The sequence below is a fragment of the Roseovarius sp. YIN77 genome (assembly GCF_057219155.1).
Genome location: NZ_JBXVVI010000021.1, coordinates 24,223 through 49,059, shown reverse-complemented (window position 1 = coordinate 49,059; position 24,837 = coordinate 24,223). Strand labels below are relative to the sequence as shown.

The 24,837-nt window shown below is 56.6% G+C and carries 20 protein-coding genes and 1 pseudogene; 9 read left to right on the top strand and 12 right to left on the bottom strand.

What is annotated here, in order from left to right:
• Nucleotides 1-207 precede the first annotated feature (207 nt).
• Nucleotides 208-1,059, top strand: a complete 852-nt coding sequence (locus AC2D8P_RS14665; RefSeq protein ID WP_484703547.1) for a Rossmann-like and DUF2520 domain-containing protein — start codon at nt 208-210, stop codon at nt 1,057-1,059.
• A 403-nt stretch (nt 1,060-1,462) separates the two neighbouring features.
• On the opposite strand, the gene AC2D8P_RS14660 is transcribed toward AC2D8P_RS14665, so the two are convergent.
• On the bottom strand, nt 1,463-2,425 hold the full coding sequence (locus AC2D8P_RS14660) for a helix-turn-helix transcriptional regulator (RefSeq protein WP_484703546.1): 963 nt from the start codon (nt 2,423-2,425) through the stop codon (nt 1,463-1,465).
• Between AC2D8P_RS14660 and AC2D8P_RS14655 the strand changes: the two genes are divergently transcribed.
• A complete protein-coding gene (locus AC2D8P_RS14655) occupies nt 2,388-4,220 on the top strand; it encodes a BCCT family transporter (RefSeq protein ID WP_484703548.1) in 1,833 nt (610 codons plus the stop codon). The two genes, AC2D8P_RS14660 and AC2D8P_RS14655, sit on opposite strands and share 38 nt — an antisense overlap.
• A 284-nt stretch (nt 4,221-4,504) precedes the next feature.
• Here the strand turns inward: AC2D8P_RS14655 and AC2D8P_RS14650 are convergent, their stop codons facing one another.
• A complete protein-coding gene (locus AC2D8P_RS14650) occupies nt 4,505-5,797 on the bottom strand; it encodes an O-acetylhomoserine aminocarboxypropyltransferase/cysteine synthase family protein (RefSeq protein ID WP_484703545.1) in 1,293 nt (430 codons plus the stop codon).
• A gap of 84 nt (nt 5,798-5,881) precedes the next feature.
• Between AC2D8P_RS14650 and AC2D8P_RS14645 the strand changes: the two genes are divergently transcribed.
• Entirely contained in the window at nt 5,882-6,226 is a 345-nt protein-coding gene (locus AC2D8P_RS14645; protein ID WP_484703544.1) for a hypothetical protein, read from the top strand.
• 4 nt (nt 6,227-6,230) lie between these two features.
• Here AC2D8P_RS14645 and AC2D8P_RS14640 read toward each other — a convergent pair whose 3' ends face one another.
• The gene (locus AC2D8P_RS14640; RefSeq protein ID WP_484703543.1) at nt 6,231-7,211 is read right to left on the bottom strand and encodes a hypothetical protein; all 981 of its coding nucleotides are present in this window, start codon (nt 7,209-7,211) and stop codon (nt 6,231-6,233) included.
• A gap of 103 nt (nt 7,212-7,314) precedes the next feature.
• Nucleotides 7,315-8,208 (bottom strand): LysR family transcriptional regulator, encoded by an 894-nt coding sequence (locus AC2D8P_RS14635; RefSeq protein ID WP_484703542.1) that lies wholly within the window; start codon nt 8,206-8,208, stop codon nt 7,315-7,317.
• A 106-nt stretch (nt 8,209-8,314) separates the two neighbouring features.
• Between AC2D8P_RS14635 and glyA the strand changes: the two genes are divergently transcribed.
• Both glyA and AC2D8P_RS14625 read left to right on the top strand, forming a co-directional pair.
• Nucleotides 8,315-9,580 carry a serine hydroxymethyltransferase gene (gene glyA, locus AC2D8P_RS14630; protein ID WP_484703541.1) on the top strand — a complete coding sequence of 422 codons (1,266 nt, stop codon included), beginning with the start codon at nt 8,315-8,317 and terminating at the stop codon, nt 9,578-9,580.
• Between the two features lie 151 nt (nt 9,581-9,731).
• The gene (locus AC2D8P_RS14625) at nt 9,732-10,661 is read left to right on the top strand and encodes an ornithine cyclodeaminase family protein (protein WP_484703540.1); all 930 of its coding nucleotides are present in this window, start codon (nt 9,732-9,734) and stop codon (nt 10,659-10,661) included.
• A gap of 28 nt (nt 10,662-10,689) precedes the next feature.
• On the opposite strand, the gene AC2D8P_RS14620 is transcribed toward AC2D8P_RS14625, so the two are convergent.
• A complete protein-coding gene (locus tag AC2D8P_RS14620; protein ID WP_484703539.1) occupies nt 10,690-11,394 on the bottom strand; it encodes an SIMPL domain-containing protein in 705 nt (234 codons plus the stop codon).
• Between the two features lie 150 nt (nt 11,395-11,544).
• Between AC2D8P_RS14620 and AC2D8P_RS14615 the strand changes: the two genes are divergently transcribed.
• The 3 genes and pseudogenes from AC2D8P_RS14615 (at nt 11,545) to AC2D8P_RS14605 (ending at nt 15,842) form a co-directional block, all read left to right on the top strand.
• Nucleotides 11,545-13,545 (top strand): hypothetical protein, encoded by a 2,001-nt coding sequence (locus AC2D8P_RS14615; protein ID WP_484703538.1) that lies wholly within the window; start codon nt 11,545-11,547, stop codon nt 13,543-13,545.
• Between the two features lie 214 nt (nt 13,546-13,759).
• Nucleotides 13,760-13,942: pseudogene (locus AC2D8P_RS14610) on the top strand (Lrp/AsnC ligand binding domain-containing protein); the annotation flags it as partial.
• A 7-nt stretch (nt 13,943-13,949) separates the two neighbouring features.
• Nucleotides 13,950-15,842 carry a monovalent cation:proton antiporter-2 (CPA2) family protein gene (locus AC2D8P_RS14605; RefSeq protein WP_484703537.1) on the top strand — a complete coding sequence of 631 codons (1,893 nt, stop codon included), beginning with the start codon at nt 13,950-13,952 and terminating at the stop codon, nt 15,840-15,842.
• A 1-nt stretch (nt 15,843) separates the two neighbouring features.
• Here the strand turns inward: AC2D8P_RS14605 and AC2D8P_RS14600 are convergent, their stop codons facing one another.
• The 5 genes from AC2D8P_RS14600 to dapA form a co-directional block, all read right to left on the bottom strand.
• Nucleotides 15,844-16,491 (bottom strand): ATP-binding cassette domain-containing protein, encoded by a 648-nt coding sequence (locus AC2D8P_RS14600; RefSeq protein ID WP_484703536.1) that lies wholly within the window; start codon nt 16,489-16,491, stop codon nt 15,844-15,846.
• Nucleotides 16,484-18,199, bottom strand: coding sequence for an ABC transporter permease (locus AC2D8P_RS14595; RefSeq protein ID WP_484703535.1), 1,716 nt, complete (start codon nt 18,197-18,199; stop codon nt 16,484-16,486). Before AC2D8P_RS14595 ends, AC2D8P_RS14600 begins: the two co-directional genes overlap by 8 nt.
• An 82-nt stretch (nt 18,200-18,281) precedes the next feature.
• Nucleotides 18,282-19,487 carry an ABC transporter substrate-binding protein gene (locus tag AC2D8P_RS14590; protein ID WP_484703534.1) on the bottom strand — a complete coding sequence of 402 codons (1,206 nt, stop codon included), beginning with the start codon at nt 19,485-19,487 and terminating at the stop codon, nt 18,282-18,284.
• Entirely contained in the window at nt 19,487-20,149 is a 663-nt protein-coding gene (locus tag AC2D8P_RS14585) for a CDP-alcohol phosphatidyltransferase family protein (RefSeq protein ID WP_484703533.1), read from the bottom strand. The genes AC2D8P_RS14590 and AC2D8P_RS14585 overlap by 1 nt, the downstream gene beginning before the upstream one ends.
• A gap of 142 nt (nt 20,150-20,291) precedes the next feature.
• Complete coding sequence (dapA, locus tag AC2D8P_RS14580) at nt 20,292-21,167, bottom strand: 4-hydroxy-tetrahydrodipicolinate synthase (RefSeq protein ID WP_484703532.1); 876 nt, start codon at nt 21,165-21,167, stop codon at nt 20,292-20,294.
• Nucleotides 21,168-21,334: 167 nt separating this feature from the next.
• Between dapA and AC2D8P_RS14575 the strand changes: the two genes are divergently transcribed.
• Nucleotides 21,335-23,275 (top strand): lytic transglycosylase domain-containing protein, encoded by a 1,941-nt coding sequence (locus AC2D8P_RS14575; RefSeq protein ID WP_484703531.1) that lies wholly within the window; start codon nt 21,335-21,337, stop codon nt 23,273-23,275.
• On the opposite strand, the gene AC2D8P_RS14570 is transcribed toward AC2D8P_RS14575, so the two are convergent.
• Complete coding sequence (locus tag AC2D8P_RS14570; RefSeq protein ID WP_484703530.1) at nt 23,255-24,148, bottom strand: DMT family transporter; 894 nt, start codon at nt 24,146-24,148, stop codon at nt 23,255-23,257. The genes AC2D8P_RS14575 and AC2D8P_RS14570 overlap by 21 nt on opposite strands.
• The gene (gene mnmC2, locus AC2D8P_RS14565) at nt 24,145-24,828 is read right to left on the bottom strand and encodes a tRNA (5-methylaminomethyl-2-thiouridine)(34)-methyltransferase MnmC2 (protein ID WP_484703529.1); all 684 of its coding nucleotides are present in this window, start codon (nt 24,826-24,828) and stop codon (nt 24,145-24,147) included. The genes AC2D8P_RS14570 and mnmC2 overlap by 4 nt, the downstream gene beginning before the upstream one ends.
• Between the last annotated feature and the right edge of the window lie 9 nt (nt 24,829-24,837).

Sequence of the window (24,837 nt, the reverse complement as noted above, 5' to 3'; positions counted from 1 at the left end):
CCCGTACATTCCCGCGCTGAACCGGAAGATAAGGCTCAATCAACGCGTACTGCTTTTCTGTTATCTCATTCATAACAATGGTTTAGCAGAAGCGGGCATCAGACGGTAGTGTTAACAGGCCCTAGCTACAGTGACCTGCGACAAGAAACTTACTGATCATGGCGCCAATCCTCGTTAGCCTGCTATTACGCGCTTAGGAGAGGGACGATGGCGGAAACGACTGTAAATCTAATAGGAGCAGGCCGTGTGGGCCAGACACTCCTCGGACTGCTGAAAGCGCTCCCTACAATAAACATTCAAGACGTATTGAGTGCGCGGGTTTCGTCGGCTCAAGAAGCGGTTCAGTTTGCCGGAGCAGGACGCGTCGTAGAACATATCAAAGAGCTCCGGTCCGCTGATCTATGGGTGCTCACTGTGCCTGACACTCAGATATCGAGTATTGCCTCCGAGATCGCAGAAGCCTTTGCACAGCGTGGATTTGGTGGTTCAGCGCCAGCCGCAATTCATTGTAGCGGGTTCTATTCCGCAGATGAACTCAGCCCACTTCGAGACATAGGATGGCATGTTGCCAGCGTGCATCCGATGCTCACCTTCGCTGATCCCAAATCTGCGATTGGACAATTTGATGGTACCTATTGCGGTGTGGAAGGTGATACCGAAGCACTGGATATTGTCACACCGCTTTTCCAGCAAATTGGCGGCCGCCCCTTTCCGATCCATTCAGAGAATAAGAGCCTTTATCACGCGGCAGCTGTGTTCTCGAACAACTTCGCAACGGTTTTACAAGCTATCGCACGAGAAACTTGGAGTGCGGCTGGCGTGCCCGCCGAAGTTTCTCAGGAGCTGAACAAAAAGCTGCTACAAGCAACGTTCGAGAATGTCGTCGCCAACGGGCCCCGAGCCGCTCTTACAGGTCCCGCAGCACGTGGCGACGACATTGTTGTCACTGAACAAGGTAAGGATGTGGCGCAGTGGCATCCCGAGGCGGGTGACATTTACAAAGTGATGAGTGTCCTGGCGCACCGGCTAAAAACGAGCGGTTCAACTCAGTTGGATTAGCTTTGCTTAGGTGTGCTAGCTTTTGGGTTTTGAACCCAAAACACCACCTGGATTTACCCGGCCGCATGTCGAATGCATTTGAACGCCAAATACTCTGCCATCTCTCTTGGATACTTCCCCTCGTATTCAATGATTGCCGCGCGTTCGGAAACACCACAATACCAATCGACCACACAGTGCTCTGGGCTACCGCCCTCCGGCCCCCGAAACCATCGTCCCGATGGAACTCAGGCCGATCATGCACTAACGTTCAAACTGGATCGCTTAGATGGGGCGGCTCCGTCAGTCAGGGCTGCTCACATCTAATAATCGCGTGACTTTCTACGCATTCTTGATCGTAACTTTGCCAGCGAGCACCTTTAGGCCTCAGATAACTTCGCTCCAAGACCCCACCGATCTCCTTTCAACCAATTTGAGATACAAATTCATGCGGATATGAGATCTCGACCAGACGTTTACGGATTGCGGGATCGATTGCTGCGCTGTTTTGGGGGAATATCCCGGTTTGTTCGAGGCATTCGCGCGCCGAAACCCGCTCTGGAATGCGTTTCCACACGATCGGTGTGGCATAGGGCATCAGCCGCGGGCGGGTTGCAACGCCCATTGTCAGCCCTTGAATCAGATTAATCCGCTGTCGATGCGCAGGAAACATGATCGTGTTGGAGATAAAGCCATCTTCGCTATTTGCGTTTTCAATCAGGTAAATTCGGTTTCCTTTGTAGGCGACCAAGCCCAGATGCCGGGTGCGCTGACGCACCGATCCATCACTGCTGTAGGCACGCTCAAATGTATGGCTGACAACCTTGCCCTTTTCCTCTCGCAACCAGACCACGGTGCGGATGATGTCTCCATCCCAAGTCGGTGATTGAAAGTGCCCGTGATAGACTCCAAGGTAACGACGCAAGTCTCGTGCTTGATTTTCAAAAATGAAATCCAATGAATGCTGCGATCTTTGTTCGCTTCTCCGGTTCAGAGATGACAAAAGTGCGGCAAACTTGTCTTCGTCCAGCAGCAGGCTATCGGTGCTCATCCCGAAATATTCTGCAATCCGGCGCAAATTATGCGCGGATGGCATCCCCCCGCCATTCAGATAACGGTTGAATTGCTGGCGATTAAAGCCAATCTCACGACAGACCTGGGCGATGCTGACACGTTCCGCACATAGCTGCCGCAAGTTGTTGGAAAAATTCTGTACCATGCCCGCTCCCATTCGCTGGTTTACAGTATACTGATTACAAATGATTACAAGCGTATACCCCTGCGAAATGTGGTTCTTTACAATTTTGTGATGAAAGGCAGCACGGAACATGCAAGCGCTAATGGGGTCAATTATGATTAAGCCGCCGTTTACAGATGTGGTGATCAAAAAATCACCGTCTGGATTTTATGAAAACTACAGTTTGCCGATTGCGATCGGCAGCAAATGCATCATGGTTGCCTTGGTGCTGTGGGCTCTGCTTTGGCCTGGTTCGGCCAACAGCTTCCTAAACAGCTTCAAATGGCAACTTCTCGAAAGCTTCAACGCTTTCTACATCATCCTCTTCGGGTTCTTTGCGATCTTTCTGATCGCGATCGCAGTTATTCCCTCAACCGGGAAACGCGTCATGGGCCTTCCAGGGGAAAAGCCTGAGTTTTCAAACTTTTCGTGGTTTGCAATGATGTTTGGTGCAGGTCTGGGCGTCGGCCTGATGGTCTTTGCCACGGCAGAACCACTGGGGCTTTGGGGATCAAACCCGGAAGTGCTGGCACAAAACGTCGAAGCAAACTCCAAAGAGGCTCTGCGGTCAACTTACGTCTTTACGTTTGCGCATTACGGCTTCCACACTTGGGGTGTCTTCGTGATCGCGGGTCTGGCCATGGCATATTGCTCTTATACGCGCGGCCTGCCTTTGACGCTGCGCAGTGCGCTGACACCGCTGATCGGGCGATTCGCGAACGGCTTTCTGGGCCATGTGATTGATACGCTGGGCGTTGTGGCAACAATTCTGGCCGTGTCTGTGACCATCGGCTTTGGCGTCAGCCAGTTGATCAACGGTGTCTACGCAATCACCGGGGTGGAATGGATCATGAATCTCAGCGGTGATGCACCGGTTCCAAGCCGTGCCGGGCTGATTGCAGGTCTGATTTTGATCATGACCCTGTCAATCCTGTCTGCGGTATCCGGTGTGGGCAAAGGTGTTAAATACCTGTCGAACCTGAACCTGGTATTGTCGATGATCCTGCTGTTGACCTTTGTCATCTTCGGTTCATTCTTCTTTGCAATGACAACCTACGGGATCGCACTGGTCGACTACATCCTGCAATTCCTCTTTTTGTCATTCAACGCCTACTCTCCGATGAGCGAAGCCGAGTTTGCCAGCCTGCTGCCTGCAACCGCACAGCCGCTTGCTGCCGATCTCTTCTCTGGCGCAACCAATGCCTGGGGCAGCTATGATGGCTTTGTCTCCGGCCTGACAGGTGCCGCTGCAGAACTGGACGATGCAACACTCGCCGCAGTTTATGAAGCCGGCAATGACGGTCGCCAATTCACCTGGCAAGCAGGTTGGACAACCTTCTATTGGGCTTGGATGGTCGCCTATGCACCATTTGTTGGCCTGTTCTTGGCACGTATTTCCAAGGGTCGCACAATCCGCGAGTTTGTCATCGGTTGCGTTGTGGCACCGTCGCTGGTCTGCTTTGCCTGGATGACCATCCTGGGGGCAACAGCGATTGATCTGGAACTCAGCGGCGTAGCCGAAGGGGCGATTATCGGTGCATCCAACACCAACAAACTGTTCGTGACCTTGTCCTACATCCTGAGCGGCGGCCTGTTGGAAGTGCTGTATGTGATGTGCGTTGTTCTGGTTCTGACCTTCCTGGTCACATCCGCAGACTCCGGCATCCTGGTGATGAACACCATCATGTCGGGCGGGGATCAGGAAACAGGCATCAAACACCGTATCGTCTGGGGTGTCATTCTGACCGCCGTGTTGGGCACGCTGTTGCTGGCCGCTGGCGAAACCAACCCGATGGAGGCGATCCGAAACGCGATGATTATCGGGGCCCTGCCATTTGCTGTCATCCTCGGCTTGATGATGATCGCAATGATCAAGGCAATGTATCGCGACCACCTTCGCGAGAAAAGCAATCCTCCTGCGGCTCAGACAGAACCTGCAGAGTGACTTTCTCGACCTGAACCTACAGAGGGCGGCGCCTCACCTGCCCGCCCTCTGCCGAAATCGTCCTGGATCATAGAATCAAGGATGTAGCTGCTGATACCTTTTCCTATCTCTTCCCTAAAGAGGCGTCAGTTCTGAACACTCAGGACATGCACATCGGCAGCGAATTTGGGCCGGGATCTATATGATCCCGGCCCCTTTTTTTGGAAGAACGGTGTGAACAATGCTGGAAATGAAAAAGGTGCGGGAGGATGCCGCGCCTTTTGAATTCATTGACAGGATTGATCTTACGCCATCGCCTTGGCCAAGGCCTGATCGAGATCAGCGATGATATCATCTGCATCCTCGATCCCGATCGACAAGCGCACGACATTTGGTGCAGCACCGGCGGCCTCTTGTTGTTCGGGGGTCAGCTGGCGGTGCGTGGTTGATGCCGAATGGATGATCAGCGACCGCGCATCACCAAGGTTCGCCACATGGCTGAACAACTGCACATTATCCACCAGCTTTACGCAGGCATCATAGCCGCCTTTGACAGCAAAAGTGAACAATGCCCCGGCTCCTTTGGGGTACATCTGCTTGGCCCGTTCATAATAGGGCGACGACGGCAATCCGGCATAGGTCACATAGTCAACGCGCGGATCATTTTCCAACCAGGTGGCGACCTTCACGGCGTTTTCTACATGGCGCTGCATACGCAGGCTTAGCGTTTCAATCCCCATCAATGTATAATGCGCCCCTTGCGGGTTCATGGTCATGCCCAGATCGCGCAGCCCCACTGCGATGGAATGAAAGGTGTAGGCCATCGGGCCCAGCGCCTCGTGAAACTTTAGCCCGTGATAGGCGGGTTCAGGCGCAGTGAGCGATGGAAACTTATCCGATTGCGACCAGTCAAATTTTCCGCTGTCAACGACGGCCCCACCGGTGACGGTGCCATTGCCTGTCAGGTATTTGGTGGTGGAATGCACAACCAGCGTTGCGCCATGTTCAATCGGGCGACACAGGTACGGCGTGGCCGAGGTATTATCGACAATCACTGGCACACCTGCGGCATCGCCAATATCGGCCAGCGACCGGATATCGGTGACATAGCCACCGGGGTTGGCGATGGATTCACAGAAAATTGCGCGGGTGTTGTCATCAACCGCGTCCCGCACCGCATCCAGATCATCGGTATCGACGAACTTGGCCGACCAGCCAAAGCGTTTGATGGTCTGGCTGAACTGGGTCACCGTGCCACCATAAAGCCGGGTCGAGGCGATGATATTGCACCCCGGCCCCATCAGCGGAAACAGCGCCATGATCTGCGCGGCGTGGCCCGACGAACAACAGATACCGCCAGCGCCACCTTCCAATGCCGTAATCCGGTTGGCCAGGGCCGCAACGGTCGGGTTGGTCAGGCGCGAATAGATATAGCCCACCTCTTGCAGGTTAAAGAGCGCGGCCGCGTGTTCGGAATCGCGAAACACGTAAGCCGTCGTTTGGTAGATCGGAACCTGCCGCGCGCCGGTTGAGGCATCGGGCGCTGTCCCGGCGTGAATTTGCATCGTGTCAAAGCCATATGTCGGGCTATCGGTCATACTGTCCTCCTGATGAGCAATTTGATATCTCTACGGGGTCGGTCGCCCCGATTTTTAAAAACCAACAGTGCAAGGACTGGCGCGATGAGCCAAGAAAAGCAAGTCATATCCGAACGTGGGGAGTTATGGGCCGCCGCAATCCTGTATTTGCGCGTCGCGGCCTTGGTGTGTCTTGCCGCGTTGTGCTGGCACCTAACCGGGCTTCATATGCTCCTGAATATTCTGGCGCTCGTGCTGCTGGCAGTGATCTGTATCTATGCCTTTTCCGGGGCCGCGCTTTTGGTGGCGATGTTGCGAAATATTCTTGGCCGACGCCCTTTTATCCCGGACAACAGATGGGTTCTTACCATTTTAGGCCTCATCATTCTGCTCTGTGTCTTAGGCATATATGCCGCTGAATTTATCCTCCTGACCCGATCCACAGGCTGACAGATCAACGCATCCAAAACCCCTCGCGCTTGATCTTGTTGCGAATGGCCTGTTCTTTTCGTGGCAGATTTTCCCGGTCAAACAGGGCACGCACCTTATGACCCCGGCCCTGATAGATCATGCGTTTTATGGGGTCGTGTTCTTTCAACACCTTCTTGATCCGGTTGGGGGCAGTTATCGTTTCCAGACATTCGACAACATGATCACTTTCGCGGGCGTATAGCAGGGGCAGCAGCCGGTAGTGGCAACTGACTTCCCCATCCAGCGCCTCCAACGCAGGCCCGGGCCGGCCACCCCCCAAGGCATGAATAACCAATGGCAACGCCACCTGATCCAGCCACGGATCCAGCGATTGGCATTCCAAGGCTTTGGGCGGTGTGTCCCGGATAGCCGTGGCATATTCGATAAACCGGTCGGCAAACACATGTGGACAGGGACCAAAAAACCAACCCGCGTTGAAGTAGAGATACCGTTGCCAATACCCGTCCGGCTGATCGGGATCGAGCGATGTTTCAAATTCCAGCCCAAACCGATCATAGAGCGACTTCCAAATCTCGGTATATCCGGGCCCATAAAGTTCAATCTTGGGCCATGTCCCTTCGCGCCGCATCGACGCCGCTGGGCGGTTGAAATCAAAATCCAACTCAGAGAGCGGTCCGGTGATCAGGGTATCGCTGTCGAAAAAGATAAACGGCGCGCCCTCTGGCAACGCCCTCAGCCCCTCGATCTTGTTTCCATAGGGATAGGCCTGCCCGAAATGGTGGCTGTCAAAGGACACGATCTCTGCCCCCAAATGTTCCAGCAAAGCGCGTGGCGCGTCCGTGATCCGCGGATCGGTGGTCCAAAGGGGTCCGGGCTGTGGTTCAACCACAATCAGACGGCCGGAAAATCCCGGATCACTGGCCCGCAGGGACGCCGCAAAAATCGTCGCCTCATATTGTAGCCGTCCGGCCTGCCCGACGATCATGATATTGAAATCTGTCATCCCCACACAGAATTCCCTGTCCTCACCTGCCCGTCCTAGGGGTACACATCAAAACGCCAAAGGGAAACCAATTGATGAGGCCAATCCCCGTCAGGCGCAAAGATCAGGGAAATGCGGGCGTGCCGAGCAAAACAGATTTGATCTGCCCGAACACAACCGAACGCGAAAACGCAGGTGTCATTGTGGCGATCATCTTGCGTGGCAGTTCGACAGTCCCGGAAAACGGCCGGACCAATTCACCCGTCGCCAGATAGGCCCCGACCAACAGCTCATGGGCCATCAGAACGCCCGCGCCGTGGCGTGCCTCCTCCACCGCGATGGAATAGAGCGAATGCACATTTCCCAAACGCGGGACAATGTCGCCGTCGGGCTGGGTGTCCAGCCATGTATCCCAGTCCGAAGTCCACGTGCTGTCAAACAGCAATGTTTCATGAACAAGGTCAGCAACGGTGTTGAGCCGCGCGGCAATCGTCGGCGTACACACCGGGTAAATTCGATCCGGAGCGATTTCCAACTCCCCTGCACCGCGTGCCTCATCCGCAAAAAACAACGTCATGTCAAAAGGTTCACGCGCCAGGTTTGGGGGCATTTCCATCGCAATCACTGAAACCGAAATGTCTGGTGCGACGTCACGCAATTTGCCCAATCGGGGGGTCAACCAAAGCTGAGCGATGGCAGGCAGCGCTGCGATTTTGATCTTGCTTGGTGTGGCCTGACTGCGCAACGCATGCACCGCCATTCCCAATTCATCGAACGCTTTGACAAAGCCGGGTAACAGGCCCTCTGCCAGTGGCGTCAGTTGAACACCGCGAGCGTTGCGCACGAAAAGCCTGGTTTCTGCCCATGCTTCCAGGGCCTTAATATGTTGGGTCACCGCACCCGGCGTGACCGATAGCTCCTCTGCCGCGGCGGTGAAACTGCCCAACCGGGCAGCCGCCTCAAAGGCACGAAGCGCATTCAAATGCGGACCTTTTGGTCGACGTGGGGAAAGGGCCATGTCTAAGACTCAGTTTTTCTGCGCCTATTTTATAGCAATACTCATTTGCTTTGAACAGGAAATAGCTTGATTTTCCCGGCATCACACAGAGATCGGAGAACTCAGGATGTCGTCTCATTTCACACAACCCGTATCAGCAATCGACCCGGTCGTTGCCGAAGCCCTGAAAAATGAAAAGCAGCGTCAGCAAGATCAGATTGAACTGATCGCGTCTGAAAACATCGTCAGCCGTGCGGTGTTGGATGCCTTGGGTCACGAGATGACCAACAAAACGCTGGAAGGATATCCAGGCCAACGATTTCACGGCGGCGGGCAATTCGTCGATGTCGTGGAACAAGCCGCGATCGACCGCGTTAAGGCGCTGTTCGGCTGTGACTATGCCAATGTTCAGCCCCATTCGGGCAGTCAGGCAAACCTGGCGGTGTTCTTTCTGCTGCTGAAACCCGGCGACCGGGTCTTGTCGCTTGATCTTGCGGCGGGCGGGCATCTTAGCCACGGGTTGAAAGCAAACCTGTCAGGGCGTTGGTTTGACGCTTCGCACTATAGCGTCGATCCCGTCACCGAAGTCATTGATTACGATGCGATGGAAGAACTGGCCGAACAGATAAAACCAAAGCTGCTGATTGCAGGTGGGTCTGCCTATCCACGCGAAATCGACTTTGAACGCATGGGTCGGATCGCACGGAAAGTCGGCGCGTACTTGCATGTAGACATGGCGCATTTCGCGGGTCTGGTTGCCGCAGGCGTGCATCCGTCGCCCATTCCACATGCAGATATCGTCACCTGCACCACCACCAAGACACTGCGCGGACCACGTGGCGGCCTGATCCTGACCAATAACGAAGATTGGTTTAAGAAACTGCAATCTGCGGTCTTCCCCGGTGTTCAGGGATCGCTTCACAGCCAGGTCTTGGCGGCAAAGGCTGTCTGTCTGGCCGAAGCGCTCACCGATGAGTTCAAAGCCTACGGTGCCCAGGTCAAAGCCAATGCCGTGAAGCTCGCAGAAACGCTGCAATCCCGCGGATTGCGCATCGTTTCTGGCGGCACTGACACGCATATCGTGCTGGTCGACCTTAGCGCCAAGAACATCACCGGCAGGCAGGCCGAAACCGTTCTTGAACGTGCCAATATCACCGCCAACAAAAACCCGATCCCAAATGACAGCCCCCGCCCACCAGAGTGGGTCGGCCTGCGGTTGGGTACAGGTGCAGCCACCACGCGTGGGATGAAAGAGGCAGAGTTTGAAACACTCGCACATATGATCGCTGATCTTCTGGATGCCGAAGCGCAGGGCGACACGGATGCAACCGTCGCTGCGTGCAAGGCAAAAACTGCGGACCTGTGCAAAGCCTTCCCCACATATAACAACTGATCCGGCCCCCCGGTTAGCCGGGGGCCAAAGTTTCGATTGTTTTGCATCAGCCTAAAAAGCTACAGATAGAACCACACGGCACACCACGATCAGGTGTGCCGGAAAATCTGATCGCATTCTCAGAAGTGGTTCAAAAATGCCAAATGGCGCGATGACGTATATTTCAGACGCGGACTTGGACGCGCTCAGCATCCGGCCATCCGAGGTGGCCGATGCGATTGAAACAGCCCTGATCGCCAAGGCAGAGGGGCGCCTGCACACCTCCCCCAAATCGGCGATCCTGCCGGGGGACGGCCGTTATGCCATGTCCACCCTGGCGATTGGTGATGACGGATATATTGTTGTCAAACAAGTCACCGTCTGCCCTGAAAATCCGGCCAGAGGGCTTCCAGCGATCAACGGGGCGATCATGGTTCTGGATGCACATACCGGGTTGTTGCGTGCGGTATTGGGGGCCAACTGGATCACCGCGATCAGAACCGCCGCACTGTCGGTGGTGGCCGCCCGGCGTCTGGCCGATCCGCGGGCAGAAACGGTCGCCTTTGTCGGTACAGGCGTGCAGGCCCATGCGCATTTGGATGCCTTTGCAGAACTGTTTCCCTTGAAACGCATACGTGTCTTTGGTCGCGGACAATCCAACATCGACAAACTTTGCCAATATGTCCGCGATATCGGTCTAGAGGCAGAGGCAAGCGCGACAGCCAATGAGGCGCTCAATGATGCTGATCTGATCGTGACATCGGTAACGCTGGATTACTCCATTCAGCCCTTCTTGGATGCCAGATGGCTCAAACCCACGGCCTTTGCCGCGATTACAGATGTATGCATCCCCTGGATTGACGACAGCATGACAGCCTTCAACACCATCATCGTCGATGACCGTGTGCAGGAGCGTGAAAGCGAAAAGCCCATGGTGCCTTATGATCAGGTCACCGGTGATCTGACAGAACTGGTCGCGGGTCAGATTGGTGCATCTGGCCTGTGCCAACCCGTGGCCTTTGCCTTTCGCGGACTATCGATAGGCGATTACGCCGCCGCAGTTCTGGCCTTGCGTCGATTTGAAGCTCGTGCGCCCCAGTAATCCGGGGCGCGGGTTATTGGGCGCTGTGTCATTCCAGATCAATCAATTCGTAGACCACCGTCACCTGTGCCTGTGTTGTCACCTCGCCCTGGGCAATCGGGACGTCAGCGGCGCGCGACATCGCCTGCGCCTCCATCATCATCACCGGACGCGGGGAGGCGGCCCCGGTTTCAGTGATCGAGACCACCCGCACGGCGACAACGCCAGCAGCCTCTGCATAAAGGTCCGCCTTGCGCCGCGCCTCTGAAATGGCGGACCGTCGTGCGGCATCCTGTTGCGCCTGAGGATCGGCAAAGCCAAAGCTGAGCCCATGCAACTGATTGACACCGCTCGTCAGAACCCGGTCTAAAATCCCACCCAGATTGTCCAGTTCCCGCACACGGATCATCACCGTATTGTTGGCGATAAAGCCGGTGATTTGCGGCGCCTCGTTGTTGCGGTGCAGATACCGGGGGTGCAGGGACAAGTTGTTGGTCTGCATATCGCGCGCGTCGATCCCTTCTTTTGCCAACAGGGTCAGCATATCGGCCACCTGTTCGGAATTCGCGCGCATGGCGTCTGCGGCCTCTGGCCGCTCCGTGACCACACCCAGCGTGATAGTGGCCAGATCTGGTGCGGCCTCTGACCGGCCCTGCCCTGTCACCGTGATCTGCCGCACCGTGTCGGCTGACATTTGCGCATAGGTGGGGGTTCCCACCAGTGCTATCGACAATACAACCATCAGAAATCGCATGACTTACCCTTTATCCTGATCATCACTACGCAAGTTAGACGCGGCCCAAGCCAGAAACCTTGGCGTTTTTCTTTTCTTGTTGGCTCTGCTACGATAGGACTCTGGCACGTCCGATATTCGCGGGCAACAACACTGCCGCAAAAGCCCAAGATGAAGCTGAATTTCGCCCTAGACCTTTCACCGGAATACATTGTCCTGCTGCATCAGGCGCAGACCGGCTGGCAAGAGGTGGGCAAAACGCGCACCGACAGCCCGAATTTGCCGCAGAATCTCAGCTACATGCGCCAGACCGCTGTGCAGCTGGATCCGCGCGGGCTGGCTACGAAACTGATCATCCCGGCGTCGCAGGTTCTGTTCATCACGGCACATGCCCCAGGCCCCGGCAAACTGGCGCGCATCGCGCAGATCCGGGCCGCATTGGAAGGGCGCACGCCTTACGCCCTGGATGAGCTGCGATTTGACTGGTGCGAAACCGGCGATCAGGCGCTAGTGGCTGCGGTGGCGCTTGTTACGCTGAAAGAGGCCGAAACCTTTGCAAAGGAATACGGGTTCAACCCCGTCTCCTTCGCCGCTAATGGGACGATTGGCGGATTTCCCGGCGAGGTGTCCTTTGGCCAGACCGCCGGGGCAGAGGCCAGCTGGTTCGATGGATTTGCTGAACCGGTCTCCGCCTTTGAGTTGACCCCGGATCTTGCGGCAAAACCGGCAAAGGGCAGCACGCAAAATCAAGCGGTAGCAGCGCCGAAAACCGCCAGCCAACCCGTCTTTGTAAGGGCAAGCTCGCATACGGCACCCGCCCCGCCTCCGCAGGATACCGAGGCTGACAAGGTTATCGCCTCTTCAAATGACAACCCGCAACTGGCCCCAATCCTGTCTGACGCCAATGCCAGCCTGAACACGGATAGCGCCGACCAGAATGATGAATTCGCCCCGCCGATCGCGGTGATGGACACGCTTAAGCGGGCATGGGCCAATCCGACCACCCGCAGAAACGCTGGGGTCGCAGGCGCCGTTGCCGTCTGCCTTTTGGCGGCATTGTTGCTATGGCCTGCCAGCGATCCCGAATATCTGCCCAATATCCCCGATGGGCCGGTTGGATCGATTCCAGAGGTTGACTCAGACAGCATTGCGGATACGGAACCCGAAACGGCAGATCCGGCCCCTGAAATCCCGAACGAGGAACAAGGCCAAACCGACGCGATTGAAGAGGATCCAGTCACACCGGAAGTCCCCGCCATCGACTATGCGTTGACGCAACCGGACGAAACACCCCCCGAAGATTTGATCTATCCGGGTGACAACTTCCCGCCGCAGGTCTATGTGCAGCCCCCCGATCGCCGCACTATCGGCCATGATGCGGTGGCACTGCCCGCAACCGATCCGGACCCGGATCAGGATCAGCCGCTACGGCTGGCCAACCCCGCACCCTTTGTCAGCTCCGACCCAGAGCCAGAACCACAAGCAGACGATCAAATCGAAACCGCTGAGGCACCGGAAACCATTGAACCGTCGGCGCCGGAAGAGACGGCAGAGGTCGCGGAGCCCGCAGCTTTGTCCGAGGAACTGCAACGCCTTGCCGGTTTCCGCCCGGCCACGCGCCCTGACAATCTGACCGAACTGGTTGAACGCGAACGTTTCGCGGGCCTCTCCCGGACAGAGATCGCACAGCGCCGACCGGCCCCACGGCCCGACTCGCCCCAATCTGCCCAGACAGAGGCATTGGATGCCATCGTACTGGCCAGGTCTCTCCGCCCGCTACATCGGCCTAACAACTTTGCTGCCCTTGTCACAGCAACGCGGGCCAAGATCACCGAAGCCGAACAAAATCGTGCCGCCAATGCCGCCGCCAGCGCTGCCGCAACTGCGGTGGCAACGACAACGGCAAACCGGCAGCCACAGATTCCCACTTCTGCTTCTGTCGCCCGACAGGCCACATTCGAAGGGGCGCTGAACCTGCGCCGCACAGCCCTGATTGGGGTCTATGGTGCACCGGGCAACCGCCGTGCGTTGGTGCGTATGCGCAATGGCCGGTATCACCGGGTCAGTGTCGGGGATAAACTGGATGGCGGCGTGGTCGCCGCAATCAGCGCTGACAGGCTGGAATACACCAAGGGCAGCCGCAGTGTGATCCTGCAAATGCCCGATGGCTGATCAGACAGCATCACGCATTACAGGGAAATGGGGCGCATCGCGATCAGCCGCTTGGTTGTTCCCCCTCAGAACCGGGAAAACATCGGCGCTTGAATGATGCTGATATTAAACGATTAAGTCACTTTAATTTGTTGAACCGCGGGGCGTTCGCGATTTATGGTGAACCCATGAAAATACATCGCAAAGTTTGCCGCGATTGGAACAGCAACGCCGGGAAAGTATCAGCGCATGGACGATGACCGGTGAATCTGATTATCTGTTACGTGTCTATTGCCGGGATTTACCCGCGCTCAACACATTGATTCACAAACTATTGCTGCCGCATGGACCCGTTGCACGTGTACAAAGACAGAATGTGATGGACCAATGCAAAGCGGGCGCTCCGCGACCAACATGAGGATTTAATGGAAAGCTTTCTGTTTCAGGCCACGATCTATCTCCTCGCCGCAGTGATCGCGGTTCCGCTCGCCTCTCGCATGGGGTTGGGATCGGTGCTGGGTTACCTGCTGGCCGGGGTGGTGATTGGTCCGGTCTTCGGGCTGGTCGGCAGCGAGACACAAGATCTGCAGCATTTCGCTGAATTTGGCGTGGTGATGATGCTGTTTCTGGTCGGGCTGGAACTGGAACCGCGGGCATTATGGGATATGCGCGACCGGCTGATCGGTATGGGCGGATTGCAGATCATCTGCACCACATTGCTTGTCACCTGGGTCAGCGTGTTGTTGGGCCAGCCCTGGCCCGTTGCGCTGGCCATCGGGCTGATCATGTCGCTGTCCTCTACCGCGATCGTGCTGCAGACCCTGTCTGAAAAGGGTCTGATGCGCACCCAGGGTGGCCGGTCTGTCTTTTCCGTCCTGCTGACCCAGGATATCGCGGTCATCCCGATGTTGGCCTTCATTCCACTTCTGGCCATCAGTGGCATCCACAACACCTTTGGCGGGCATGGGGACAGTGGCGGCCATGGCGCCGGCCACGGGGCAGATGGCCCGGCAGAAGCGGCCCGCAGCTTTATCGAAAGCTTGCCTGGCTGGGGTGTGACGCTGGTCACGCTGGGGGCCGTCGCTGCGATCATTCTGGCGGGCATCTATCTGGTCAACCCGATCTTTCGCTTTATACATCACGCGCGCCTGCGGGAAATGTACACGGCGCTGGCGCTGTTGATCGTGATCAGTATTGCCTTTTTGATGAGCCTTGTCGGCCTGTCGCCCGCGCTTGGAACCTTTATGGCCGGTGTAATGCTGGCCAACTCTGAATTCCGGCACGAACTTGAATCTGACATTGCACCGTTCAAGGGGCTTTTGTTGGGGCTCTTTTTCATCACGGTCGGGGCAGGCATGAATGTCACCGCACTGTGGAGCGATCTCGGCGATATCCTGGGGCTGGCGATCCTTTTGATGATCCTGAAAGGGCTGGTCCTCTATTCCCTCGGCGGGTTCTTTAAGATGGAGTCGCGCGATCGCTGGCTCTTTACCCTGGGTCTGGCGCAGGCGGGTGAATTTGGATTCGTCCTGTCCAGCTTTGCCTTGCAACGCAATGTCATCCCCACGGATTTGGGGCAAAAGCTGCTCTTGATCATTGCCCTGTCGATGATGCTGACGCCGCTTTTCTTCATTCTGTATGAATATTTGTCCTCTCGGATCAAAGACACAGACGAAGACCCCGAGCATGACGAGATTGATGAACAAACCTCGATCATTATTGCCGGTGTCGGCCGGTTTGGTCAGGTGGTCAACCGCATGGTGCAATTGGCGGGGCACAAAACAACGGTTCTGGACCATGATCTGAAAACCATTCAGCTGATGCGCAGTTTCGGATTCAAGGGCTTCTTTGGTGATCCCACCCGCCCCGATCTGTTGCACGCGGCGGGCCTTGATCATGCCCGGGTTTTCGTTGTTGCTGTAGACAATCGCGAGGCTTCCGTTCAATTGGTCAGCTATGCAAAGCGTATGCGGCCAGATCTGCACATCGTCGCCCGCGCCTATGACCGCCTGCACACATTTGAACTCTATCGCGCCGGGGCTGACGATATCGTGCGCGAAATGTTCGACAGTTCAATGCGCGCCGGTCGCTATGTTCTGGAAAATTCCGGCTTGTCGGAATTTGAGGCCGCCGAACATCAAAAGGCGTTTTATGATCTTGATCGCTATTCGTTGAAAGAATTGGCACAAGTGTGGGATCCGGCCATTCCTGTGGGTCAGAATCAGCCCTATATCGATCGCGCCAAAGAGTTGAATGCAGAACTGGAACTGGCAATCGTATCACGCCTAGGCAGCACACAAGCTGAAGATACGGATTGACTCACACTTCGCCAGCCAACGTCACAACCCGCCCGCCAGCTGCCAGTGCATCCGCCTTGTCATGGGTCACCAAAACAACAGGCAACCCGCGCCGTTTGGCATGGCCGAAAACCAGTTGCCGGATTTTATCGCGCCGTTCCGTATCTAGTTTGGAAAACGGCTCATCCAGCAACAAGAGCTGAGGTTCTGACAACAACACCCGCATCAGGGCAACCCGCGCTCGCTGCCCGCCGGACAAGGTGGCTGGGTCACGATCAGCAAAGCCGTCCATCCCGATCTCAGTTAGCGCATCGTCAATTCGTGCCCGCCGGGCCTCGCGCCCTTTCAGCGATGGATGCAGACCAAAGGCCAGATTGCCGCCCACAGACATATGCGGAAACAACAGATCATCCTGAAACAGAATACCGATCCGCCGGGCCTCTGTCGGCTGGCCCGCAAGATCGGTGCCATTCAGCAGAACCTGACCGCTGATCTCAAAAGCAGGATCAACCATACCGGTGATCACCGACAGAATGGTCGATTTGCCAGAGCCAGAGGGCCCCATGATCGTCAGCACCTCACCCGGTGCGACATGCGCCTCGATCTCCGCCAATACCGCCCCGTTCAGGGCGACCCGCAAACCGGCCAGATGCAATCCCGAATTAGCCATGCAACACTCCTCTTCGGTGCCGCCAAATGAGGCGCGGCATATATATCGCAACGGTAAAGGGTAACAAAGCCGCGGCAGTTTGCATGAGGCCCAGCACCCCAATCGCACGCCGATCCCCACCCGATGCCAGGGCCAATGCCTCTGTCGTCAATGTCTGCACGCGCCCGCCACCGATCAAAAGCGTTGGCAAATATTGACCAACCGAAACCGACAGCCCCACCGCCACGGCGGTCAAAACCGGGGCCAGTAACATCGGCATCCGGACAGCCCACAACACCCTGTCCGGCCCGGCACCAAGTCCTTTGGCCACCTGCCCCATCCGCGCATCCCAGGCCCGAAAGGGGGCTGACAACGACAAAAACACATACGGCAAGACAAACACCACATGGGCCATGATCACCGCAATTCGCCCGCCACTGGCCCCGATCTGCAACATCAAGATCTGCAATCCCGGCAGAAAGGCGATCTGAGGGATCAGCAATGGCAGATAGATCAACCACAGCCCACGCTGGCTGAGATGCAGATCATAGCGATATTCAGCCTCCAGACAGCCGATGGTCAGGATAAGCGCACACAGAGTTGCGACACCGGCAATCAGCGCGGTTTCCCCCACCGGTCCCCACAGGCCGACGCCCAACCGTGTCCAACTACGCAGGGAAAGTTGATCGGGCAGCACATCCGGAAAGGCCCAGAACCCGGCCACAGACCACACGCCAAGCCCGATCAACCCCAGAATGATGGCCAAAGCCAACACCGACGCAATACCGACGCTGGACCGCCGCAATGCAGCCTCGGCAATTTTTGCCCCCCGACCGCCTTGCCAGATCCAGATCTGACCCCAATATGCCACCAGGATTTCGCCCAGCCTCCACAGGATCAGCGCTGAAATGACTAACCCCAATTGCAGCAATGCGGCTGCCGCCGCCGTCGAACGAAGCGCCAAATCAGGATCAGACATCCAGCGCACGATCTGCACCGACAACATCGGCGGCGTGTTCGGCCCCAGGATCATTGCCACATCCACAACCGACATCGAATAGGTCAGAACCACATAAACCGGCAGCCTGATTTGGGCATAAACACCTGGAAATATTGTTTTCAACCAACCGGTTATCCGACAATAGCCCATGGTGGTTGCCACCAGTCTGGATTGCGCGGTCCGTCCCTGCCCCAGCGCGGCCAGCGTCATCAGCAAAAGGAATGGCACCTCTTTGGCAACCAATCCCGCGACCATCGACAGGCCCAACGGGTCTTGAACGATCAACAGATCTGGCGGGCGATCCCATCCGGTCAGCCACGGGGAAATCGCCCGGCTGATCCAGCCCGAAGGCGCGATTAGAAAGGCTATCCCAAAGGCCGCAGCTGCATGCGGAACCGACAATAATGGTGACAAAAGCCGCTCCAAAGCCTTAAAAACAAGGCTCCCTTGCCACCCGGCCACAATCAAAATCACGATCGACAGCGACAATACCGTGGCCAAAAATCCCGTGGAAATGCTCAGCCGGACAGAGGGAACAAGCCCCGGCCAATCGAACAGATTATTGAGTGCAGCGCTGGTGATCGACCCACGTGCGCCGCCAAGATCCATCCACCCAAGCGCCGGGCCAATTGTCCCGGCAAGGCCCGCCAAAACCGGGCCCAGCATCACCAGAACGGTTAAACTCGGCAACAAATGCAGGCCGCGTTTTCTTGTCTTTGGCGGGCTCATGGCCAGAGTTCCCAGTTGACTTGCCAAGCCTTATACCTCACGCAATCATGCGCTGTTTCCCGGCATGGCAAAGCCGTTGTCATCATTCTGTAACGCCGTAACGCGCCACCCAATCCTGCTCCAACCGCACCATCCAACTGGCATGCGGTTCTGGCAGGGCTGGCCCCAATTCATCCGGGGACAGGGTCGCGATGCCCAGTTCCAGCGCATCAAACCGTGCGCGATCCTCGGCCGGCAATTTGTCCAAATCCAGTACCGTGCTCAGGCCCCAGACATCCGGGTCCTGCATCTGTGCTTGCGCCTCAGGTGACATGATGAAATTGGCCAGCACCATCGCACCGGCCTTGGCATTGGCATTGTAAGGGATGGCAACAAAGCTCGCGTTCCCCAATGTGCCACCTTTCAAGACAAAGGTCCGCGCGGTTTCGGGTAACTCGAAATTAGCAATCGCGCTGGAAGCCTCGTTCGGGTTGAAGGTGATCGCAATGTCAATCTCTCCATCCGCGATCAATTGCGTCTGGCGCGATCCGTTCTGCGGATAAGCGCGCCCCTCTCTCCACAAGGCGGGTGTCAACCGATCCAGCGCCGTCCACAATGGGGCCGTGACCGCATCATAATCGGCTTCATCCACAGGTGTTTGCAGGATCGCAGGATCTGCAGTCAATTCGATCAACGCCTGTTTCAGGAAGGTGGACCCCAAGAAATCCGGTGGCTGAGGATAGGTGAACCGTCCGGGATTGGCGATCGCCCAATCAATCAGCGCAGGGATGGAGGATGGCGTTTCAGTCAGGCGCGCGCTGTCATAGATAAACACCACTTGCGCCATGCCCCATGGCGCCTCTAACCCCTCTGTCGGGGTGGTGAAATCATTGATGACCGCGGCTTTGCCATCCACATCCACATATTGCCAACTGGGGATGTGTTCGGCCCATGGCCCAAATAGCAGCCCCTGGCGTTTCATCGATGCAAAGTTTTCACCGTTGATCCAGATCAGATCGACCGCGCCACCCTGATCCTGCCCGGCCGCCTGTTCCGCCACAACCCGGCTGACCGCATCTGCCGTATCTGTCAGCTTGACATGTTCGACCGTGACGCCGTGGCGTTCCTCAACCTGATCGCCGAGCCAATTTATGAATTCATTGATCTGCTGTGACCCACCCCAGGCATTCCAATAGACGGTCTGGCCGCGCGCCTCTTCTAACACGGCGGGCCAATCCGCAGGATCGGGTTCTGCGGCCGCGACAGATGTTGTCGCGACTGTTAGGGCCGCGGCAATCCAGTTTTTCATCAAATATCCTCCGATTTGCCGGGTGTGGCATCATTTTTGTCAGGTAGAGAGTTCGTTGCGGGAAAGACCTTTTGCGCCAGCGCGATCCGGGAAAACCCGGTCACAAAACACAATGTCCCAAACGCCCACGCCATGGGGGCGAAATGGTCTGGCCACACGCAAAGCGCTGCGAAAAACGCGATGGTTTCCGTCCCTTCCAGCAAACCGCCGGTGAAATATAGCGATTTCACCCCGCGCGCGCTGGTTTCCATTTTGCGCTTTTCGGCAAGGATGGCGAAGCCCAGAAAACTTGTGCCGTTAAAGTAAAAGCTGACCAACAGAAACGCCCCGGCCATGCCGTTGGCGGCGGGGTCCAGCCAGACGAATGCCATTGGGATTGCCCCGTAAAACAGGAAGTCAGCCGCAATATCCAGATAGCCGCCAAAATCGGTTTTCTGCGTGGCGCGCGCGACCGCTCCATCTAAACCGTCCGCAACACGGCTGGCCAGCAAGGGGATCAGCGCCGCACCAACCACACCTAGTGCAATCATCGCAGCGGCGAGCAATCCCAGACCAAGACCTATCAGCGTAACTTGATTTGCAGTAACCCCCCGGCGCGCCAATACCGGGCCTGCCAGATTCAGGATCGGATCAATGACTTTTCTGGCGACACCATCCAGCATTATGGGTTCCCTGCTTTTCCTTTCTTCTGAAAGGATCAGGGGTGTTTTGCAACCGGCCCAACGATTTTGTGACCACAAAGGTTGAAAAAGAAACCGGGTCAAACTTTGACCCGGTTCACAACACTTCAGATATGTCCGATGATCAGTTGATCAAACCAGCATGGCGCATGGCGGCATCCAATTGGGATTTGGTGCTATCCAGCAACCCACTCAAAGGCAAGCGCACCTCGTCCGAACAATGGCCCAGCTGCGACAGGCAGTATTTTGCCCCAACAAGTCCCGGTTCGACGAAAATCGCCTCGTGCAGTGGCATCAACCGATCCTGATATTCCAGCGCTTTGGCAAAATCTCCGGCTAGCGTGGCCTCCTGAAACTCTGCACACAGACGCGGTGCAACATTGGCCGTGACCGAGATACAGCCCACACCACCATGGGCGTTGAAACCCAGCGCGGTCGCGTCCTCGCCAGACACTTGGACAAAATCCGCACCACAAGTGGCACGTTGCTGCGACACGCGCGCAATATCACCTGTGGCGTCTTTGACCCCGATGATTCGCGGCAATTTTGCCAATTCGCCCATGGTTGATGGTGACATATCGACAACAGACCGGCCTGGAATGTTGTAGATCACGATGGGCAGATTACAGGCGTCATGCAGCGCGGTGAAATGGGCAATCAGGCCACGTTGAGTTGGTTTGTTGTAATACGGGGTCACAACCAGTGCCGCATCGGCGCCGACTTTTTCAGCATGCTGGATCAGACGAATGCCTTCGGCGGTGTTGTTTGACCCGGCCCCGGCAATCACCGGAATACGGCCCGCAGCGGCCTTAACCACTTCTTCTATAACGGTTTCATGCTCACGATGGCTCAATGTTGGGCTCTCACCTGTGGTTCCCACAGGCACCAAACCATGGGATCCTTCGGCAATGTGCCATTCAACCAGTTTCTTGAGCGTATCAATATCCAGCTGGCCGTCTTTGAACGGCGTGATCAGAGCGGGAAAAGACCCTTTGAACATGATACGCATCCTTCTCGTAAGTGTGACGTGCAAACTGAGTCGCACAGGGGTAAAACTCGGCGGAACCTAGCCAGCTTCGGCTCCCTTGCCAAGATTTTGCATTGAAGGAAAGGGGGGGTGCGCTAAAATCTGATGCCTAAGGGGGCGGGATGTGAAAGGTCATTGACGTGCGCAGACTGCTGACTGCCCTGATTTTCTGCTTTTTTGGCTGCTCTGTGTCACTTGCACAGCAAGCGCCGCTTGTCCCGGTCATGGAACATGTTCGGGCCGATGAATGGGATGCCGCCTATGTCGCGGCCCGCCGGATCAGCCCTGTGGCACGCGATATCGTATCCTGGCGGCAATTGCGCGCCGGCGAAGGCGAGCTAGCCGACTATCTGAACTTTCTAGGTCGGAATGCAAATTGGCCTGGTCTGGACAAGGTTCGACGCCAAGGCGAGGCAACTCTGACGCATAATAGCTCTGCAAACGATGTTTTGGCTTTGTTTCGCGATGCGTCCCCGCAAACCGCAAATGGAGCCTATCATCTGTCACGCGCCTTGCGTCAATCCGGCCAAGACGAACACGCCGACCAACTGCTTGTTGATGCCTGGCAATCCATGGCCATGACAAATGGCGAGGTCACGCATCTTCTGGCGGAATATGACGAAGTGTTGCGGCCTCATAACGTTGAGCGCATGGATATGCTGTTGTGGTCGGGTGACACGGACAGTGCCAAGGCATTTTTGCCCCATGTCGGTGCAGATTGGCAAAAGCTTGCATCCGCGCGGATCGGTTTGCGCAAGACGCGCCGCGGGGTTGATGATTTGATTGGTGCGGTTCCTGCATCATTATCCGATCATCCCGGACTGGCTTATGAGCGGTTCCTGTGGCGCATCCGCAAAGGAAAAGAGGCAACAGCGCTGGAGCTGCTGCGCGATCGCAGTCAGAGCGCCGACACCCTTGGCCAGCCATCCCGATGGGCCGGTCACAGGCGTCAGTTTGCGCGCGCTCTTATGCGCGATGGCCACCCCCGCGACGCTTATGCGCTTGCATCATCACATCATTTGACCAGCGGCAGCGCCTATTCTGATCTTGAGTGGCTGTCTGGGTATTTGGCGTTGCGCAAGCTCAATGATCCTGAGACCGCGCTCAGACATTTTCGCAGGGTCCGGGCGGCGGTTTTCACCCCGATCAGCCTGGGACGCGCAGGATATTGGGAGGGCTTGGCTCAAGAGGCGCTCGGCAATTATGACGAAGCTCAGATCGCATTTGCTTTCGCTGCTGAATACCAGACCAGCTTTTACGGCCTGCTTGCCGCAGAACGATCCGGAATGTCCTTTGACAACGAGCTGGTGGACAATGAAACTTTCCCGGATTGGAAACAGGCTAGTTTCCTACAAAATCCCGTCACACAGGCGGCGCTGTTGTTTCAGCAGGCGGATGAACTGAACCTTGCTGAATGGTTCCTACTGCATGTGGCCGAAGGGTTGAGCCGAACCGAACTGGGCCAGCTTGGGACCATGGCCCTTGATCTGGAAGAGCCACATTTGGCTGTGCGCATCGGAAAACACGCCGCGCAGCAGGGCCATGTTCTGATCGGCTCTTACTTCCCTGAACATCCGTTGATCGACGAAGAGCTGTCCACCGTTCCCGAACTCGCCCTGGCGATCGCACGGCGCGAAAGCGAGTTTGACACCGGCGTCACCAGCCCGGCCGGGGCCCGGGGCCTGATGCAGTTGATGCCCGCCACCGCGCGGGGCGTCGCCCGAAATCTTGGTGTTGACTACAAACCAGCAGCGCTGTTGACCGATTGGCGCTACAACGCGCAACTGGGCACAGCGTATCTGGAGGAGCTGACCGAAGAATTCGGCCGCAGCTATGTTCTGGTCGCAGCGGCCTATAATGCGGGGCCAAGCCGGGTGCACAGTTGGATCGAACGGTTTGGCGATCCAAGGCAGGATGACATCGACCCGGTCGACTGGATCGAACATATTCCGTTCAAAGAGACGCGAAACTACGTGATGCGCGTGATGGAATCGCTTCCCGTCTATCGGGTCCGACTGTCCGGAGAGGCCGACCGGATCAGGCTATCACAGGAATTGCGATCAACGCCGGCTGGTTTGTAACTTCAGACGCTGACGTCGATGTTCGCGCAAAAGGGCAAATATACCTGCGCCGATGATCAGGGCAGCCCCGATCGTCACATTCCATTTCAGAGTTTCGCCAAACACCAGCATTCCGATCATTGCACCGAATACCAACTGGAAATAGGCAAAAGGTTGCACCGCGCTGGCCTCCGCCACCTCATAGCATTTGATCAAGAGCCAATGCCCCCCGGCCCCGGTCAGGCACAGGATCGCCATCCAGCCATAGTCCGGCAAGCTCATCGGTTCCCAGAACCACACGCCCACTGCTGTCATCCCGACAGCACCCACTGTCCCCGTCCAAAAGAAACTAACCGCTGTGCTGTCTTTCAGGGCCGCTTTTCGCGTCAGTAGCCCGTAGAGCGCAAACATGAAGGCCGACAATAGAGGGATCAGAGCCAGGGGCGAGAACACCCCAAAACCGGGCTGCAAAATGATCAGGATTCCGACGAAGCCCACGACAATCGCCATCCATCGCCGCCAGCCCACAGCCTCCCCCAGCACCGGGCCTGACAGGGCCGCGATCAGCAGCGGATAGCAGATAAACACCGCGTGGCTTTCAATAAGCCCAAGATAGGTGAAGGCTAACACCATCACACATATCTCTGCCGCCAACAGCAAACCGCGAAAAGCTTGCAGAAAGGGTTGTTTTGTTGCCGCTGCCGCGCGGACGCCGCCGGGTTTTCTGGCGGAAATGGCAATGACGAAGGCAGCAAAAAACCAATAACGGATCATCACCACCAGAAAGACATTGTAGCTGCTGGCCAGATGGCGCGACAACGCATCTTGGGTGGCAAAAACAAATGTGGTCAGGATCATCAGCCAGATGCCAAGTCGGGTATTGGAATTGTTCATTCCCGCCCCTCCAACCACCCGACAGACATATGGCGTTTGCGACCATAGCCCGGGCGACGCGTCACCTCAAATCCAGCCTCAGACAGCGTCCGGCGCACGAAACCCGCAGCGGTATAGGTGGCAAAACTGCCATCGGGGGACGTGTGATCAGCCACCGCCTGCATCAGACCCGCGTCCCAAAGCTCTGGGTTCTTCGAAGGCGCAAACCCGTCCAGAAACCACGCATCCGCGTGCCCGGTCCAGCTGGGCAAGGTTTCGCGGGCATCGCCCACGATAACCTCGGCCACCATGCCGTGCATTTCAAACACGCGATGTCCGTCCCGCCATTGATCCACAAAAGGGCGGGCGATTTCCTTGATCCGCGGGAAGGCCACAAGGGCCCGCTCAATATCCTCTGCTGACATTGGGTAGGCCTCAAAAGAGGTGAAATAGAGCGTGCCCGACTGGCCAGAGCCGCGCCATGCCTCTAACACCGCCAACATGTTCAACCCAGTACCAAAGCCAAGTTCGGCGATGTGAAAGTCGGGCTTGAACCGGGCGGGCAGATCATTTCCCTCCAGAAACACGTGGCGTGTTTCGGCCAAACCATCGGAGATAGAGAAATAGGGGTCATCAAAATGACAAGAGACCGGCACCTGCCCATCCCGCCATTCGATCTGTGCCTGCTGGTCCTTGCTCATGGGATGCCT